This is a genomic window from Candidatus Comchoanobacter bicostacola (assembly GCF_024172705.1).
In the GTDB taxonomy this organism is placed as follows: Bacteria; Pseudomonadota; Gammaproteobacteria; order Comchoanobacterales; family Comchoanobacteraceae; genus Comchoanobacter; species Comchoanobacter bicostacola.
In genome coordinates this window covers 613,893-630,443 of sequence record NZ_CP092900.1, presented here as the reverse complement: position 1 = coordinate 630,443, position 16,551 = coordinate 613,893, and the positions used below count along the sequence as shown (strand labels likewise).

Genomic DNA, 16,551 nt, shown 5'->3' with positions numbered 1-16,551 from the left:
ATGCCTACACCAGATAATATTAAGCTTATTAAGCGTTTAATTACTGATATAGAAAAGGGTAGGGCAAGTGACAAAACGTTTGAGGGTCTTGTAAATGAATTTGCCAAATTACCAGTCACTTCTCTAAGTGATGAACGAGTATCTAAAGCAGTACAAAGACTTGGAGAAATTTTTCCTGAGGTAGTTATAAACACTATGAAGAGCACAAAAGGCACACGACTGCGTATAAAACTAGCACGTACAAAACTAGGACGTATAGAATTTTATAAGAGTTCTCTAGTAACCGATGAATTGAAAGCATTGTACAGGGAGCAAAAACTAGCTGTGGCGCAAACACTAGCTGGTAAAATGGAAGAAAAGGAGTTAAATGAGAGTGACCTTACAACATTCGTTAATGCTTATAAATTATTCGACAAATCACTAAGAGAAGACCCTGTTGTAACTAGTATCACAGATAAATTCGCCAGCGTTATTAAAGTAAAAGCTGGTAAGGATGGTAAAGCTTTCCTAAAAGTCAAGTCAAGCAGTTCAACAATCTTTAGGGCTTTAAGCATTGGGAGGGATAAACCTGCTAATGTAGCTAAGACTATGTTTAATGCATATAAAGCAGAAGCTAATCTAGAGGATGCACAAGCTAAACAATCTAATAATGAAGCTGCACCGGATCTTGCGAAGCTTCGGAATTTAAACGCTGAAAAAATAATGGACGCCATTAAAGGTATTCAGACGGCTGATAGCATAAAAAGAGATCAGGTTGAGCAGCTCGTGCAACTATTCTATAACCCTGTGGATATTTCAGATGATATGGACAATAATCTGCAAGAAGTTTTTGGGAGCAATGTGATTTTTGGAACGAAGTCGATCTTGTTGGAAGACGGCTCGATAAGGTGCCGCTTGCAGATAGCTACGGATGGTTTTGATCAGTATGGAGCCACTTATTCAACAAAGGACATAACTGAAAAGTTATTTAATTTGGCTAAGGCTAAGAGGGTAGCAGGAGAGATGCTCAATTATGCTAAGGGTATAACAGATCAGATGCCGCAAGATATTACTGCTGAGGATGTACAAGCATTTGCATCTATCTTAGCAGCTCCTAACGTTCGAGATGAGTTAGATGTTGAGCAAGTCCAGTTATTCCTTCCAAATTACACTAATACTAGTTCTTATATGTCAATTGTAGGTCCGGATGCACAGGAAGAGGTTAAATATTACAAGTATAATGAGTTTCCATATAAGTTAGCCATTGATCATGCAAGCAAAATCCCCTCAAGAATTTTGGCTCAGAATATTCAGAATATTAAAACGCGGCTATCTGAGGTTATAGGGGACAGGCTTGAGGACAATGTTAATTTTTTCAAGGATGTTAAAAAAGGAGTTAAACTCTCCTCTACAAGTGACAAATTTGCAAATAATTATCCTTTCTTGGGGGCCATTGATACAGTTATAGAGCAAGGTGGCAATGATTTTGATCCGGAAGGTTTAAACATGGGTGATTTCATAAAGGTGGAGTGTGATGGTGCTAGTATTAAGGTAAGCGTGGTAAGTAAAACAAACGAGGCGCTGGGATCACATACTTTTGAGAACCAATCTAAATTTGACAAATTCATTGGTGATTTTAGAGTCTCTAATAAATTACTGGACTACGATAAATCAAGTTTATCAGTGCTGAATGAGGCGACTATTACTGCTACTGATGCAGTAGAACAAGGTTTGGCTGCTAATGATGGTAGCCCAGCCTATGATCAAGCCTCTCCTAATGATGATGGCCCAGTCTATGATCAAGCCTCTTCTAATGATGATGGCCCAGTCTATGATCAAGCCTCTTCATCTGGACCTGGAAAAAATTAGTGTTTAGCTACTAATGTCCATAGTAAGCGAAAGACAGGAGTAGCCACTATAAATTAAGGTTATGATATCTAAGAAGCAATAATAAGTGTGAGGTAAGGGTAATAGATACCCTGCATTAACTGTATGTAGTATTATTGATGCGTAGCTTCTTTCTTAATGATTTAGATAATAAATCTGACAATCTATTTTTTATAATTATAACTAGTCACAGAGAAAGTTTAAGGAGGTTTAGCTATGGCAGCTTTAGATGTTCAAAATTTAAGTGATCAACAGCAAAAAATTCTAGATGGTTTAATTGAACAGTTAGAGACTAATACAAATGTTGGTGAGGATGTTTTTGCTTCTATTGTAAGCCTTTGTGCATCAGGTAGAGCTAGTCCTGAAAGTATAGACAGACTGAATGGGTTAGAGATCACTAGATATAATTATATTAGCCAGGATATAATTATATTAGCCAGGTCACGACTAAAAAGGGCATTGGTCTAAAGGTACATGCCTTTAAATTGCCAGAATCCGCTAGCATAGCTGTAGATAGTCAGGATGTGCTACGAACATTTGGAGAAATGCGTGCTGTCTACTATTATAATTCAGTACGATCAAAACTAGACAAAATATTAAACAATCTGGCTGATCAAGCTGATTTTGAAAATTTCGCAGCTAATTACTCACAGTATGTGAGCATTAATGATGATACTGATATACCATCTAAATTAGCTGGCATTTTGTTACAATATAAAGGTGTTATTAAGGCTAAAAAAGATAAAAATGGTAATTGGTACCTAAAAAAAGTTAAAGAGAGAGGTGTCATCGGGTTTTTGAAAAATATGATGACTAAACCATTTGTCAGTCGAAGTGATCCTAAGAACGTTGCTGCAGCAATGCTATCTCAAGAAGCGCCCCCACGGCCAGAGAAATCCAGCGTGATGAAGAGGATTGCGGGAACTCTTGCGAGTTTTGGTCAGAGTTCTTCTAGTGATGAGATAGATCAAGGCAAAACCCTTGAATTAACCTCCTTGTTTAATGAAGTTCAAAATTTAGGGTTGTCGCGTGTTTTCGAGAATGGCTTTGATCCCTTGGAGGGGGGTGTTGATCAAGGTTTTTATAAAGATTGTATGCTTTTTAAGACAGAATTTCCTTTCGTAGCATCTATCTCTGGCCTCCGAGAAATAAACAACGTACCTGTTCATAAGGTGTTTGATGATGATGATCCAGTCATTGTTAAAAAGACAGAGGATGGTTTTGAGGTTGAGTTGGATAGCGCTTTCGAAGTCTTGGGTGCACATCAAACATTTGAGGATTCGTCAAGTTATCATGTTTTTGTAGACAATTTGCAAAGATTGGTAGCAATACAGCAACAGTTTAATCGGAATAAAGATAGAAGATATGATGCTGCTAAACTTGGAAAACAGCGTAGCGTTGAAAGTGCTATGAGCTTTCAAAAAAGGGCTGTTTTGCTGGTAGATGATGATAGTTACAACTTAGAAGTAGCTCAAACCATGGGTATAGATCCGATGTTTGCAGGAGAGGATGGTATGAGTGTTGAAACGATGAATAGCATTGCAGCATGGGGTACTAGTAGTGCAAGTACACAATGCTCTCTGAGGGCGTTAGATTGGGATGGCACATGTACTTTGAACTCTATTCATATGGCAAATGATATTAACTATATGTCGGAATTTATTTTTAATTACGTAGAGCGTAAAGTGCAAGGTAGTAAAGTCTCTTATAGAATTAGAGAAGACAGTATTAGTCGCAATAGCCGCAATCCTAAACTAAGAGGCATGGCTGAGCGAGCACTGAGTTCAATTAATAAAAAATTAGAAGGTATGGAGACGGATGTACATCTCTTGAACAGATCAAATCAAACGAGATTGGGTAAAGATCTAAGTGATAGCAATTTAGAGACGCGTGGTATTACAGCTGAATTCATTGTAGATAATTATAAAGATATGAGAGCCTTAGCCTTACATATGCTTGAGCATACAGATCCGGGGAATAGCCATTATGACTATGCAACAAGGCCTCTGGATTTTCAAAGATTCACAGATGCAACTGACACACTTAATTTAATGTTCGGGGACAAAAATAGGCAAGAGGCACTGCTCAATCTGTATTTGTCTGCTGACAAAGATAACCCTATTGCTATTACCTCTCATGGAACCGAACCTTCAGTTATGAGGGCGCTATTAGTTAAGTTAGTAGAAACTATAAGACCAGGTGCAGTAGATGATATGAAGAAAAAACTTAAGGATCAGCATATCATCTGTAATAACAATTCTGTGAACAAAAAGGGGCGCAAAGGAACCTCCAATGCAGAAGGTTATGTAGGAAAAACAGCTCAAATTTTAGCCGTATTGAATGATTTACCTCAGCCTGCTCAAGTTAGTAAGGCAGATGCTCTGTACGCAGAAGAATCAAGGGCTCGAAACGATGCTGTTTATAAAGTTAAATTTGAACAAATTAATGAAAAAATAGAACAAATTAGGAATGGTGCTGAATTGAAAGAGAGTGACTTTACAGATTTATGTAATTTATTTAAATTGGGTTTAGGCACATATGAAGCGACTGCCTTAGACAAATTGAAGGGTGTGCTAGGTACTAATGTTGAGGGTGTTGAGGGTCTACAGGGTCTACATATCAAGCCATTTCTTGAGGGTAGATATCGGCTTGCATTATCGAGCGACGTTTATAGAACTGATGCGGTAGCGAGTAAATTGTATGAGGCTTATAAGGGTAAGACTCAATCTGCTATACTTGTACCCCCTGAGGGTATGGGTGCCAAAGCTGCACTCGATTCTATCATGCCGAAATCGAGTAGTGGTTCACAATCAAGCTCTCAAACCAGTCAACGCGTGATTCTGGTAGATGATAGTAAAACAAATTGTGACGCCCATGCAGAGAGGTATGGTGCTAGTACTGTCGTTAAAGTAGATGAAAAAATAGGAATGACCGTTAAGGATATGGAAGATATAAAAATAATGCAAGATCAGGCAAAAGAAGAAGGCAAACAATGCATCACGTTGCTAGATATGGATAAAACTACGTTGGCTGGACATCATTTGACCCACAGTCTTGAACAGATAAAGAATATGGCTGAACCTAACCATAAGTATAGTACTACTATCATGGGTATGCTAAATAATGAAGCCGGAACTCTGTTTAAAGAGAAGGATGGTAAAACTGGTAAAGATGTGCGTGAAGAGATAAAGGAATGGTGTATAGACAAGCATCCAGATCTAAAATTTCAGAATATTCATAAAGTTTTAGGTGAAAATAAGACGGGGAAAATTAGTCAAGCCCAAATTGACTTTATATGGGATAATTACAGAGATCTTTCGCTAGTAGCTGAGGTAGGCACGTTTATGAGGGGGTTTGATGTAGCGGTAAAAAAACAAAAAGTAGATAGAATTACAAAGTTATATGAATCAACAGATACTTGTGAGTTGCTTTTTGGGAATGAGGATCGGCAAAAAGCATTAGTTAATTTTTACATCGAGTCTGCTAAAAAAGGTGTTGCTGCGGTTGCCTCTCATGGATCAGACCCTGAGATTATGAAAGGTTTTCTTATAAAGCTCGCAGACAAGCATGGCAGGGGTAAAGCCATGAGCGCATTATTTAAAGAAGGAAAGCTAATTTGTGATGAGCGCAGTGTTAATACGGCGGGGATTGATAAAAACAAGCATGATCAAGCCGGCAAAGTTACTGAGAGAGCAACTGAAATCTTGGGCCAAAGTACCACATTTTCCATAGGAGGCGCTAGTCATGTTTAGCTACTTAAGTTCATAGTAAGCAAAACATAGGAATGACCACTATAAATTAAGGTAGTGATATCTAAGAAGCAATAAGATGAATGTCTTGCTCTACGAAATGAGTCAGGAATTACATTCGGGTCATTTTAGCCATGGATACCCTACCTAAAAAGGAGCTAACACTATTAGATGTGGATGCGATGTTTAATCGTGATCACTGAGATTAATTGTCTAAATTAAGTGAAGGGTGTACGAACAGTTAATCGTTTAGTGTGTATGTATAATTATTCTGACACGCTATGTTTTTTCATTATAACTGTATCGAGTTTATTGAGTAAAACAATTACAGAATTCAATGATATAGAAGCGTTAAAAGCTCTGGTAGCTGATGCTAAAAAGTCTGGGTATAAGTTTCAAGGGGATAAAGAATTCTTGAACGATACGCCTATAGAACAATTAGACTTCCATGTGCTTGAAGGGCAAGGGGTAATTGAATCTCCTGAAAAAACAACAATACGGCTTTTCGAGACTAATATTAATGCTAATGGTCAAACCTATGCAGTAGCTGTTGATGACCCTTTTGTAGTTCCTTTTAAGAGCGCTATAGTGATCCCATCGTTAGAGTATTTAGCTATGTTGAGTGCAAATGTAAGCCAGTTTAAACGGTTTACAGAAATAGTTGAACGCATACAAAAAAATAACGCCAAAGAGGAGGATTTCTTATTCTTTGCAGAAAATTACTCAGCATTTAGGGATAATGCAAGTGATGATCTTGCAGCTAAATTAAAGAAGGTTATGGATAAGTATAATTCTGTTATTGAGAAAAGGAATTCTAGTGATGACCTAAAAGTTCGCTCAACATCAATAATGAGTGGTTTACCAATAGGTAAAAAACCAAGAAAAACCCCTCAAGGTGTAGCTAAGGCAATGCTCAATTTTCAGAATGTTATTGGTGCTAAAAATGCTCAGGTAATGCAAGAGCAATTGACTGATCTTTTTAATAATGCTAAGGATTCAGGCTTTGCTGAAGCTCTGGTTGTTGCACAAAAAGAAGAGGTACAGACACCATATCAAGATTTTTTGAACCAATATCCTTTCGCGAGTTCTATAATGGTTATAGATCAGCAAAAGAATGAGCAAGAGAGGGTCAATGTCACTTTTACAGATGCAGGTTATGTCGTTACACTCAACTGCTATGCTGATACTATGGACAAAGATCACAACGTGTGTACAAAAGAGCACTGTTTCAGTAATACTGAGGACGTGATGAGGTTTATTCAAGCGTTTACGAAACTTAATTCAGAGCATGAAAAAGCATTTCCACGAGAGAATGCGGCTAGGGGAGATGCAGCTCATAGTCTTGGTATTATGCACCCTAATTCATCTTCAGCTACAGCCGCTGTTGCGCAAGGCTTTCAGGCTGGAAAGTGTGAAGAGGCCAAAGCGCGTTGCCTAATATTCTACTAGTAGATGATGATACACGTAATATTAGCACTGCAATAGAATTGGGTTTTGAAGGTATGAACGTTAGCCGCGAAGGCCAGGGCGGGATGACAATACAGCAGATACAGACGGTTACTGGTTGGCGTGGAAAGTATAAGGGCGAACTCTCATTAAGAGCTATTGATTGGGATGGTACTAATTCTTTAGGTGCAATACATATGACAAATGATATCCAGTATATGGCTGAATATTTTTATAGTTTATGCACTAGTGAAAATTACGTACAGTATGATAAGAAATGTATGTTTGCACCTCCAATCAACTTTAAGAAGGGCTCTGATGAGTATGAGGCTTGTGACAATGCAATTGCCTCCGTCAGTTCTTATCTCACGAGTAATAACCCCCAAATTTACAGTGAAAGGGAAGGTCTATTTAATATTAGACTAAGTCGGCACCCAAGTGTTTGTGGGGATCAAGATACGAGAGATGAGACAGCTAAATTTGTTGTAGCACATTATAAAGAGTTGAAGATCTTATCGGTATTGCATCTAATGCATAAAAAACAGAGTGGAGCCAAGCTGTCTGAGCATGCTAGAAAATATCTACAAAGCAATAGTTTGCAGTCATTGTTATCAGCGCCAAACAATACGCTTGAGTTAATATTTGGACCTGCTAAAAGGCAAAAGGCGTTGCTTAAAATGTACTTGAGTGCAGATAATAACCACCGAATATGTATTGCATCTCATGGGACAGAGCCTAAAATTATGAGAATGCTCTTAGTTGAGCTAGCAAGAAAAAATGGAAGAAGAAAGGATGTAGAGAAAATTCGTGCAATGTTACACAATGGGTTGATCAAATGTGATGCTAAATCAGTGAGCACGGTTGGTCGGCATGGGACTACTAACAAATATGGCTATGAAGGAAAAACAGATCAGATCCTGAAAACAGTAGATTCGTTTCAAGCTGCGCCAGCTGCTAAGGTACGAAAACCTGGAACTAGCAATTGCTAAGCGATGTTTAACCACAGCTACCTAGATATGGAGTAGTGTTCCAAGAATGGAGTATGTCTGTAACAGGTTTTCTTACATTAATTAAGACTTATTATAAAATTAATCTGACAATCTGTTTTTTATAATTATAACGAGTCTCAGAGAAAGTTTAAGGAGACTTAGTTATGGCACCTGAAGAATATAAAAAATTAAGCAGTGACCAGCAAAAAAAACTAGATGGTTTAATTGATCAATTAAGTAGGGGTGACAATGTAAACAAGGATTTATTTAAATCTATTGTAGAACTTTTTGCCACAGGTAAAGCTACTGATGCTAGTTTAAAAAAGCTGAATAAGTTAGAGATGTTTCGTGATAATTATATTAGCCAGGAACTCTATAATAATATAGGTAATCAGACAGCTGTTCTTCGTCTAGGCATACATTTCAATAAAGAACCGACGTCTGCGGTCGTACTGTCGGATAAAAAGGGTGTCACAGATCGCTCACTAGAGTTCTATACCTCTGTACTATTGGATAAAATAGTAAATAAGACGGCTAAAAAAGCTGATTTTGAACTTTTCGTAGCTAATTATTCACAGTGCGCGGCTAGTGAAGATCCTAAGATACAATCCAATGTACAAAAAATCAAGACAATGTATGATAGAGTTATTACGGAAAAAGATAAGGATGGTGAACGTTATCTAAAAAAAGTTAAAGCAACAGGTAGATTGGCTGGGCTGATTAATCTATTTGGTGGCCGAAAGAAACCTAAGAATGTGGTTGCAGCAATGCTGAAGGCTCAGAATAATAACACTGTAGCAAAACCACAGACTCAGAGTGGCTTGCGCCAGGGAGTGGTAACGGCGGCCTCTAGGTCTGTAACTGGTCCAGGCCCGCAGTCTGTTGGCAATGAGGCTGGTGTAGTCATCCCTGACATTCCGGGTTCTGCTCAAGCTGCTGTTGCGTTTGCTAAGCAAGGAACTATGAGTGTAGCGTCTGCTCTTGTTCGTTATGCTAAGGGTGAGACTGATGAGTTACCTTCCAGCATTACCAAACAAGAAATTATAGCTTTCGGCGCTGATTTGCATAGGCTAAACCATGAGGGGTTTATACCGGAAAGAGTAGCGGTATTTCTTCCTGGTTATGATAAACTACGTAATACTGACATTTACACTCATTTTGTGTTTGATGACCAGCAAGAAGATGAAGATAAAGTGTGTTATAGTAAATTCTACAATTTTGCTCAAATGCGTACGATAAATATTTTGGTTGCGCAAGCCCAGTTTAATACTACAATAGAAAAGCTTTTACAAATGCAACAAGGGAAGGCATCTATTGCTAATATTGATGGGGTGATTAAAGGCCTTGTCAGACTCTTTAAGACTCAAGATAAGTCTATGAATAGGACAGGCCCTTGGGATAAAAAGATGCAAGAAGTTTTTGGGGCTGGATCGGTTTTTGCACAAAAAAAGCATAAAGATAAACTTCATCGTTTGGCGATACCGGAACAACAATCAATGCGGAAAGTTGTAATTTATTCAACAGATGATACGAAAAAATATTTAAAGTCTATGGCATTGTCAAATATACTAGCTAGATATATACAAGGCGATGACTTCAACATGCCTCAATTTTCTAAAGACCAAGTAAACGATGTTAATTATGACTATTTGCTTTCATTAATTAATAAGGTGCCTTGGGATCCTGGTAAAATTAGACGGTTTAATCTTCTTTTCCCTGGCCTAACTCCATCTAATAATAGTGAAGAGGGTACTATGATTGCTCAGAATGGTGAACTTGTAAAAGCAGATAAGTTATTGAACATTATGAAGGAATCTTTCTTAAAGGTTGGGCCAACCATCCCAATGGCTGCTCCTAGAGCTTCACAAGTTGTTTCTAAATTGCAAGTTGCTGCTAAAAAGCCATCAAACCAAGGAGATGCTGTTGTGCTATTGGTAGATGATAAAACGGCTAATATTGAAGCGCATATTCGTAAATACGGTAAAGGTACTGGAATTGAGGTCACTTCAAAAACAGGAATGACATTAGATAACATACAGGAGATTTCTGATATGCAGCAGAAAATTCATGCGAACGGTGATACATGCGTCACCTTGTTCGATATGGATAAGACAACCATTTTAAGACATTTAGGGAATGATCTTGTATTGCTAGGAAATCTCATTAGAAGCGGTCCTGATGAAGGCTATCAAGCCGCATTTGAGGGATATCGGGCACTATATGCAGAAGCAAAGAAAACGTTTGGTACAAGTGAAAACCTTGGCTATGAAGGAAAAGCGGTCACTCCTGATCAGGTGGAGTTTATCATTGATAATTATAAAGATTTAGTGAATATGGTTAGTGCAGCAAAAGGGAAGCCTACAAAGGATTATCAATCTAAAGATAATTTAAACTTGCTTTTTGGGGATGAGGGTCGGCAAAAAGCTGTACTTGATTTATATATCAATTCAGCAAAAAATGGGGTTGCTGCGGTTGCCTCTCATGGTTCAGACCCTGAAGTTATCAAAGGTTTTCTTCTAAAGCTCGCAGACAAGTATAAAATGGGTAATGAAATGAGCCCATTATTTAAACAAGGAAAGCTGCTTTGTGATCATGATACCGTTAATTGGCAAGGGCGACGAAAACAAGGAGAGCCAAAAGACAGCGCTAACAAATATGCGCAAGCCACAAATGTGCTTAAGAAAGCGAGAAGGAAGAACCTTCTTACAGGGACCGTCAAAACTGATTTTGCTTTACGAAGAACTAGTCAAGGGCGTGCTCATCATTAAGTGTTTTTCTCTATGTAGGAAGATAAAGACTCTGATCTAATTATGAGTGGGTGTGTAGATTATCTTTTCTAAGTGTTAGCTATGTTATATTTAGTTTATGTTGCTATTAGGCTATATTGATGGATTGATGGAAGGGATTAGAGGCACCTACAGTATGTGCAACAGAGCCATAGCTTTATGGTATGAAATCGAGTAGTATATGGCTAAATCAATTCTATTAATGACAAAGAATAGGTGAATGCATGTCAGAATCAAAGTTGGGAAATATACTCCACTCTTCACTAGAGGATGAAATACAAAAGTCATATTTAGATTATGCAGTGAGTGCAATAGGTAGAACCCTTCCCGATGGGAGAGATGGTTTTAAGTTAGTACAAAGAAGAATCATTTTTGCAATGCACCACCTGGGTAACACCTACGATAAACAACATAAAAAATCAGCAAGGGTTGTTGGTGATGTGATTGGTAAATACCACCCACATGGTGATTCTGCTGCTTATGAAGCCTTAGTTAGAATGGCACAACCCTTTTCATTACGCTATCCAATAGTAGATGGTCAAGGTAACTTTGGTTCGGTGGATGGTGATTCTGCAGCTGCAATGCGTTATACCGAAGTTAGAATGTCTAAGGTGACCAACGCTGTACTTAAGGATATTGCTAAGGATACTGTGGATTTTGTTCCTAACTATGATAATACAGAGTTTTGTCCGAGTGTGATGCCAACTCAGTTCCCTAATTTATTAGTCAACGGTTCAACCGGGATTGCAGTGGGTATGGCAACCAATGTGCCACCTCATAATTTATACGATATGATGCAGGCTGTTATCCAGTTGATTGATAATCCTGAAACAGATATTGATGAACTGATTGAGATCGTAAAAGGCCCTGATTTCCCAACGGGTGCAATTATTAACGGTCGGGCAGGTATTGTACAAGCTTATAAAACAGGGCGTGGTAAGATTTATATCAAAGCCAAAGCTGAAATTGAACAAAACGGTAAGCAGGATATTATCGTAATCACTGAAATTCCTTATATGCTCAATAAATCCAGACTATTGGATAAAATCGGTTGGTTGGTTCGAGAAAAAAGAATTGAGGGTATCAGTACCTTCAGAGATGAGTCTGACCGTGAAGGAATGCGCGTTGTTGTTGAAGTTAAGAGAGGGGCCTCACCAGAGGTTCTGTTAAATAAGCTCTATGCTATGACTCAGCTCCAATCTGTCTTTGGGATCAACATGGTGGTGTTGGATAAAGGGCAGCCTAGATGTTTAGGGCTTAAATCATTATTAAATCTATTTGTTGATCATAGAAGAGATGTTGTTAGACGTAGAACTCAGTTTGAATTAGCTAAGGCTAAAGCAAGAGCCCATATTTTAGAGGGACTCGCAGTTGCGCTAGCAAATATTGATGCGGTCGTTGAGCTCATTAAAAAAGCAGCAAGTCCTGCAGAAGCTAAAGCTAATTTGATTGCTCAGTCATGGTCGATTGATCAAGGTATTGCAACCTTACTTAAAGTAACTGAAAGTGCAGGTTTGGATGCGGATCATAAGCACTATCAGCTAACAGAAGCGCAAGCCCAGGCTATATTGGATATGCGTCTACATCGATTAACCGGTTTAGAGCGTGATAAAATCTTAGCTGAATTTAAAGAGTTAATTGAGCGTATTAAAGCATTAATGGAAATCTTAAACCATTATCCAAAATTGATGGCTGTGATTCGTGAAGAGTCTGTAGCGGTAGCAGAGGCATTTAAAGACGAGCGTAGAACTGAAATAGTTGATAGTCAGGTTGATATCGATGATATGGATCTCATACCTAATGATCCAGTTGTATTAACACTCTCTCACTTAGGTTACTTGAAGATTCAGGAGCTTGATAGCTATAAAGCACAGCGACGAGGTGGTGTAGGTAAATCATCAACAGCAGTTAGACAAGAAGATTATGCAAAACAACTTTATATTGCTAACCGACACGATAGCTTATTATGCTTTTCAAATAAGGGTCGGTTGTATTGGTTGAAGCTGTATCAGTTACCACTAGCGAACAGAACCTCTAAGGGAAGGCCGATTGTAAATTACTTACCCCTTCAGGATGATGAAGAGGTGACTGCATTAATGCCTGTTACTGAGTTTGAAGATGGCAGGTCTGTTGTGATGGTAACCAAACTAGGAGTGATCAAACAGGTTGATTTAGCTAGCTTCTCAAGACCAAGACAAGGCGGAATTATAGCTGTTAATCTCGATGAAGGTGATTCACTGATGAACGTATTACTCGCTAAGCCTTCAGAAGATGTCATGATTTTCTCAAGCCTCGGTAAAGTGATTCGATTCTCATTATCAGATGTTAGAGTTATGGGTCGTGGCGCACGAGGTGTTAGGTCCATGCGCTTAAAAGAAAATGACTTTGTTGTATCAGCGATTATTGCCAATGAAGATTATCCAGTTCTTACAGTTGCAACAGATGGAATGGGTAAACGAACCAAACTATCAGACTTTAGAAAGACGGGTCGAGGCGGTCAGGGTGTGATTGCGATTAATCTATCTGAAAATGCTAGAGTCATCTCTGCTGCAAAGGTTAGTGATGATGAAGATATCTTCTTAATTACTGATGGTGGAACCTTGGTTAGAATTGGAGCAAGCAGTGTTTCTATTATCGGTAGAAGTACTAAGGGTGTTCGATTGATCCGTCTTAAGAACAATGAGAGTTTAGTGGCAGCGCAAGTATTTACGAGTGAAGATGATGAAGCTGAAGATGGTGCTGAGTCAGAGATAACAGAGACTGATGAGTAAGGATAGACGATCAATTGTGGTTACAGTTGATGGGCAGTCATCAACAGGTAAAAGCTCATTGGCTTGTGCACTTGCTAATCGTTTAGGCATGAACTTTTTAGGTAGTGGTTCTATATATCGATTATGTGCGTATTTCATGTTAAGGGGTAAAGACCTAGAAGCGATTAAAGAATTGCTAACAGAGTCACTCGCGTTTAAGTCTACACAGGGTGATATGTCGGTTTGGGTACAAGGTGAGGATTTAACTGCAAAGATTAATGATGCGCAAGTAACGAAGATGGCTTCAGATATTGCTAAGGATGTCGCGGTAAGAACTCAGCTGGCTGATTTGCAAAAGGGCTTTCAGTCTGGATTGGGGTTGGTAGCAGAAGGTCGAGACATGGGTACTGTTATTTTTCCCAGAGCAACCTTAAAGCTGTTTCTAACCGCAGATGTTGCGGTAAGAGCGAAACGAAGAAAGGTTCAGCTAGAGCAAATGGGTTTAAGTCCAGATTATGATCAATTGGTGATGGAGCTCAAGGCTAGAGATCATCAAGATGAAACTCGGGCTATCTCTCCGCTGGTTCCTGCTAAAGATGCGGTGTTTGTAGATACAGCAGCACACTGGGATGAAAATTTAGAGCAAATGTATCAGCAGGTGCTTATGGTTTTACCGAAACAGGTTATGCCAAAAGAGGTTGTTCAAATATTTGATCAGGTTAGGCAAGACAGTATGCGCTATGCTCAATTAGGCAATGTCTCTGATTATGAGCGCTGGTGGAAGGGCTGCAGTGAAGCCTCATCTAAAAAGTTCCAAGGAGAGATAATAGGTGCTTCATGGTTGTGTCCTATCTATGTAAGAGACTTTATACCAGATCCAATTAATGCACATCTTTCTATTTTGCAAAATACCAGTGCTGTAGAACAAGCAATGCTATCGGTCTTTATAGCTACAAAACCCTCATATGAGCGATTATTTTATGTGGCTGCATTGTGTGGGCAGTATGCGGTGTTATCTAATCGACTACTGGCTTTACAGGATATAGTAGGTTAGCAGCCAGTTTTAGTATATTGTTTTTAAATCTAAAAAAATCCGATTTTTTAATACATTAGTATATAATATATCAATAACCAATTTAAGAAGGTAGAAATTGTGAGAGAAAAAAAGGGTTTTTAAATATAGTTAAATATATATTCCAGCAGTTTGCGTTTTTTATTACGTTTAGGTGGGGGAAGATGGCTGAGCGGCACAAGCAATTTTGGCGTGTTAATCCAGTACCGTCTGGAGGCGGTGTAAAACGCTCTGATTCGTCACCTGCTGGTGCACCTGTATCTAGGCGAGCCGTGACTGAGCCTGGGAAAGGTATCACGGCTTTTTTCCCAAATGATTTTAGCAAGGAGCAAGCGGATATGATAAGCGCTGTTGTTGCTGAGGCTGGTAGACCTGAGTATCTGTATGCGCAACGTCGTGATACTAGGCAATATTTGCGACAGCAGTGTAGAAGTTTATTTGATGGAGAAGGAATAGGTGATCCAAGCGCAGAAAGTGGTTACTTAAAATATTTAAAAACTAATACTGCGGTTCAAGGGCGTCAAGCAGAGGTTGCTATTTATTATGATGGGTCGCATATAAGCCCTGATCTAGTAATGGAAATACAGCGTGCTAAGAGAGGCGAGCGTATAAAGGATGCGCATGCTCTAGAGAGTTTAGCTTCCTATCAAATAGCCCGAGGTGCTGTTCATCAATGGTATGATATGAACAAGGAGAGTAAAGACTGTGATATTAGAGGGGAAGATTTCATTAGAACGCTCTACTATGTAAACACGCCAAAACTGAATGATAGTGCGAAGAAATCAAAAGACTATCAGTCTTTTTGTAATGATAAACGGTTAACGAAAGAAGGAGAAGAGGGCTTGCTTATAAAATATAAGCAAATTCTAGCACAGGCCATTACAGTTGCAGCTGAGAATGGAGAAGCATTTAGTATGGTTACACCGGGTGCTTTTCTGTATGGGTTAACTCCTGAGCATCAATCATTAGCTAAAAGTATATTTTTAGATGCAGTGGTTGCTGTTGCAACGGATCCTAGCGTGTCTAGTACCAATTTTAAAGGCTTATCAGTTAACCCTCCAGTTGTTAAGAAGGGTGATCCGCTAGCAGGGTATTTGGAAAGTAAACTAAAGGATGCTAAGTTGTGTTTTCCAGTGATTGTCAATTACCAGGATTCAAGTGCGCTTTCTCGTGCAGCACAGCATTTAAAAGTTGATTTTCGGTGTGCAGAGAGTGTCATGGGCGAGGCGTTAGGCTGTGTTGGAAATGGCGGTTTAGGTGATCGTGCTAACAAGGCTTTTGAAGAAAACTTATTTAGACAAGCCCCAGAGTTAGTCGGTGTTTTTAGCCCTAAGTTTAATCAAGCTTTGCAAGGAAAAGATCGGCTTGTAAAGGTTTCTGTTCCTAATTTTTTAGAAAGTGCTAAAGCCGGTTTAAGTTCTAAAATATGAGACAATAGTTTTGTAAAATATACGGGGGTCCTTTATTCACCTAGTGGCCGCTAGTAATTCATTACAATCTAGAGAGCCCAAAGATAGTACGTTAATCACCAATAAGGGAATCATTAAAATGAATTCAAAGTCTGATATTAATGAGAATAAGCCTTAGTAAGAAGAGGGGTTAAAAAATAAATCTGATAAACCTTGCTAAAAAGTAGAATAAAATGATGGGTGAGAAAAATGAATTATAAAACAATATTAACGTCAGTTGCCTTTAATAGGGAGCGCCATGCTAGACAGGATGCTTTAAAAGGGCTCTGTATAATTAAAAATGACAGGCAGCAATTAGTCGAAGAAAAATATAGTGGGTTTTTTGCTGATAATGTTGAATTATCTATTTATTTCAGTTAAACTCTCTTGAATTTGGTGACATGGTATATCCATGTTTTGTTAAACTAACTAAATAAGTGTAAAA

The 16,551-nt window shown here is 38.6% G+C and carries 10 protein-coding genes; all 10 read left to right on the top strand.

The annotated features are described in order from the left end of the window. Nucleotides 1-1,848, top strand: coding sequence for a hypothetical protein (locus MMH89_RS03000; RefSeq protein WP_258567970.1), 1,848 nt, complete (start codon nucleotides 1-3; stop codon nucleotides 1,846-1,848). A 234-nt stretch (nucleotides 1,849-2,082) separates the two neighbouring features. Next, nucleotides 2,083-2,334: a hypothetical protein gene (locus MMH89_RS02995; protein WP_258567969.1), complete on the top strand. Its 252-nt coding sequence runs from the start codon at nucleotides 2,083-2,085 to the stop codon at nucleotides 2,332-2,334. A gap of 17 nt (nucleotides 2,335-2,351) precedes the next feature. Further along, on the top strand, nucleotides 2,352-5,618 hold the full coding sequence (locus tag MMH89_RS02990; protein WP_258567968.1) for a hypothetical protein: 3,267 nt from the start codon (nucleotides 2,352-2,354) through the stop codon (nucleotides 5,616-5,618). Between the two features lie 309 nt (nucleotides 5,619-5,927). Continuing rightward, nucleotides 5,928-7,064, top strand: a complete 1,137-nt coding sequence (locus MMH89_RS02985; protein WP_258567967.1) for a hypothetical protein — start codon at nucleotides 5,928-5,930, stop codon at nucleotides 7,062-7,064. Further along, a complete protein-coding gene (locus MMH89_RS02980) occupies nucleotides 7,046-8,050 on the top strand; it encodes a hypothetical protein (RefSeq protein ID WP_258567966.1) in 1,005 nt (334 codons plus the stop codon). The genes MMH89_RS02985 and MMH89_RS02980 overlap by 19 nt, the downstream gene beginning before the upstream one ends. Before the next feature lie 164 nt (nucleotides 8,051-8,214). Further along, the gene (locus tag MMH89_RS02975; RefSeq protein ID WP_258567965.1) at nucleotides 8,215-10,818 is read left to right on the top strand and encodes a hypothetical protein; all 2,604 of its coding nucleotides are present in this window, start codon (nucleotides 8,215-8,217) and stop codon (nucleotides 10,816-10,818) included. Between the two features lie 242 nt (nucleotides 10,819-11,060). Beyond that, on the top strand, nucleotides 11,061-13,607 hold the full coding sequence (gene gyrA, locus MMH89_RS02970) for a DNA gyrase subunit A (protein WP_258567964.1): 2,547 nt from the start codon (nucleotides 11,061-11,063) through the stop codon (nucleotides 13,605-13,607). Further along, on the top strand, nucleotides 13,600-14,640 hold the full coding sequence (cmk, locus tag MMH89_RS02965; protein WP_258567963.1) for a (d)CMP kinase: 1,041 nt from the start codon (nucleotides 13,600-13,602) through the stop codon (nucleotides 14,638-14,640). The genes gyrA and cmk overlap by 8 nt, the downstream gene beginning before the upstream one ends. 182 nt (nucleotides 14,641-14,822) lie before the next feature. Further along, on the top strand, nucleotides 14,823-16,088 hold the full coding sequence (locus tag MMH89_RS02960; protein ID WP_258567962.1) for a hypothetical protein: 1,266 nt from the start codon (nucleotides 14,823-14,825) through the stop codon (nucleotides 16,086-16,088). Between the two features lie 228 nt (nucleotides 16,089-16,316). Further along, on the top strand, nucleotides 16,317-16,487 hold the full coding sequence (locus tag MMH89_RS02955) for a hypothetical protein (protein WP_258567961.1): 171 nt from the start codon (nucleotides 16,317-16,319) through the stop codon (nucleotides 16,485-16,487). Nucleotides 16,488-16,551 lie beyond the last annotated feature (64 nt).

Coding starts and splice junctions, on each gene's coding strand:
- MMH89_RS03000 (WP_258567970.1), top strand. CDS start 1: ATGCCTACACCAGATAATATTAAGCTTATTAAGCGTTTAATTACTGAT.
- MMH89_RS02995 (WP_258567969.1), top strand. CDS start 2,083: ATGGCAGCTTTAGATGTTCAAAATTTAAGTGATCAACAGCAAAAAATT.
- MMH89_RS02975 (WP_258567965.1), top strand. CDS start 8,215: ATGGCACCTGAAGAATATAAAAAATTAAGCAGTGACCAGCAAAAAAAA.
- gyrA (WP_258567964.1), top strand. CDS start 11,061: ATGTCAGAATCAAAGTTGGGAAATATACTCCACTCTTCACTAGAGGAT.
- cmk (WP_258567963.1), top strand. CDS start 13,600: ATGAGTAAGGATAGACGATCAATTGTGGTTACAGTTGATGGGCAGTCA.
- MMH89_RS02960 (WP_258567962.1), top strand. CDS start 14,823: ATGGCTGAGCGGCACAAGCAATTTTGGCGTGTTAATCCAGTACCGTCT.
- MMH89_RS02955 (WP_258567961.1), top strand. CDS start 16,317: ATGAATTATAAAACAATATTAACGTCAGTTGCCTTTAATAGGGAGCGC.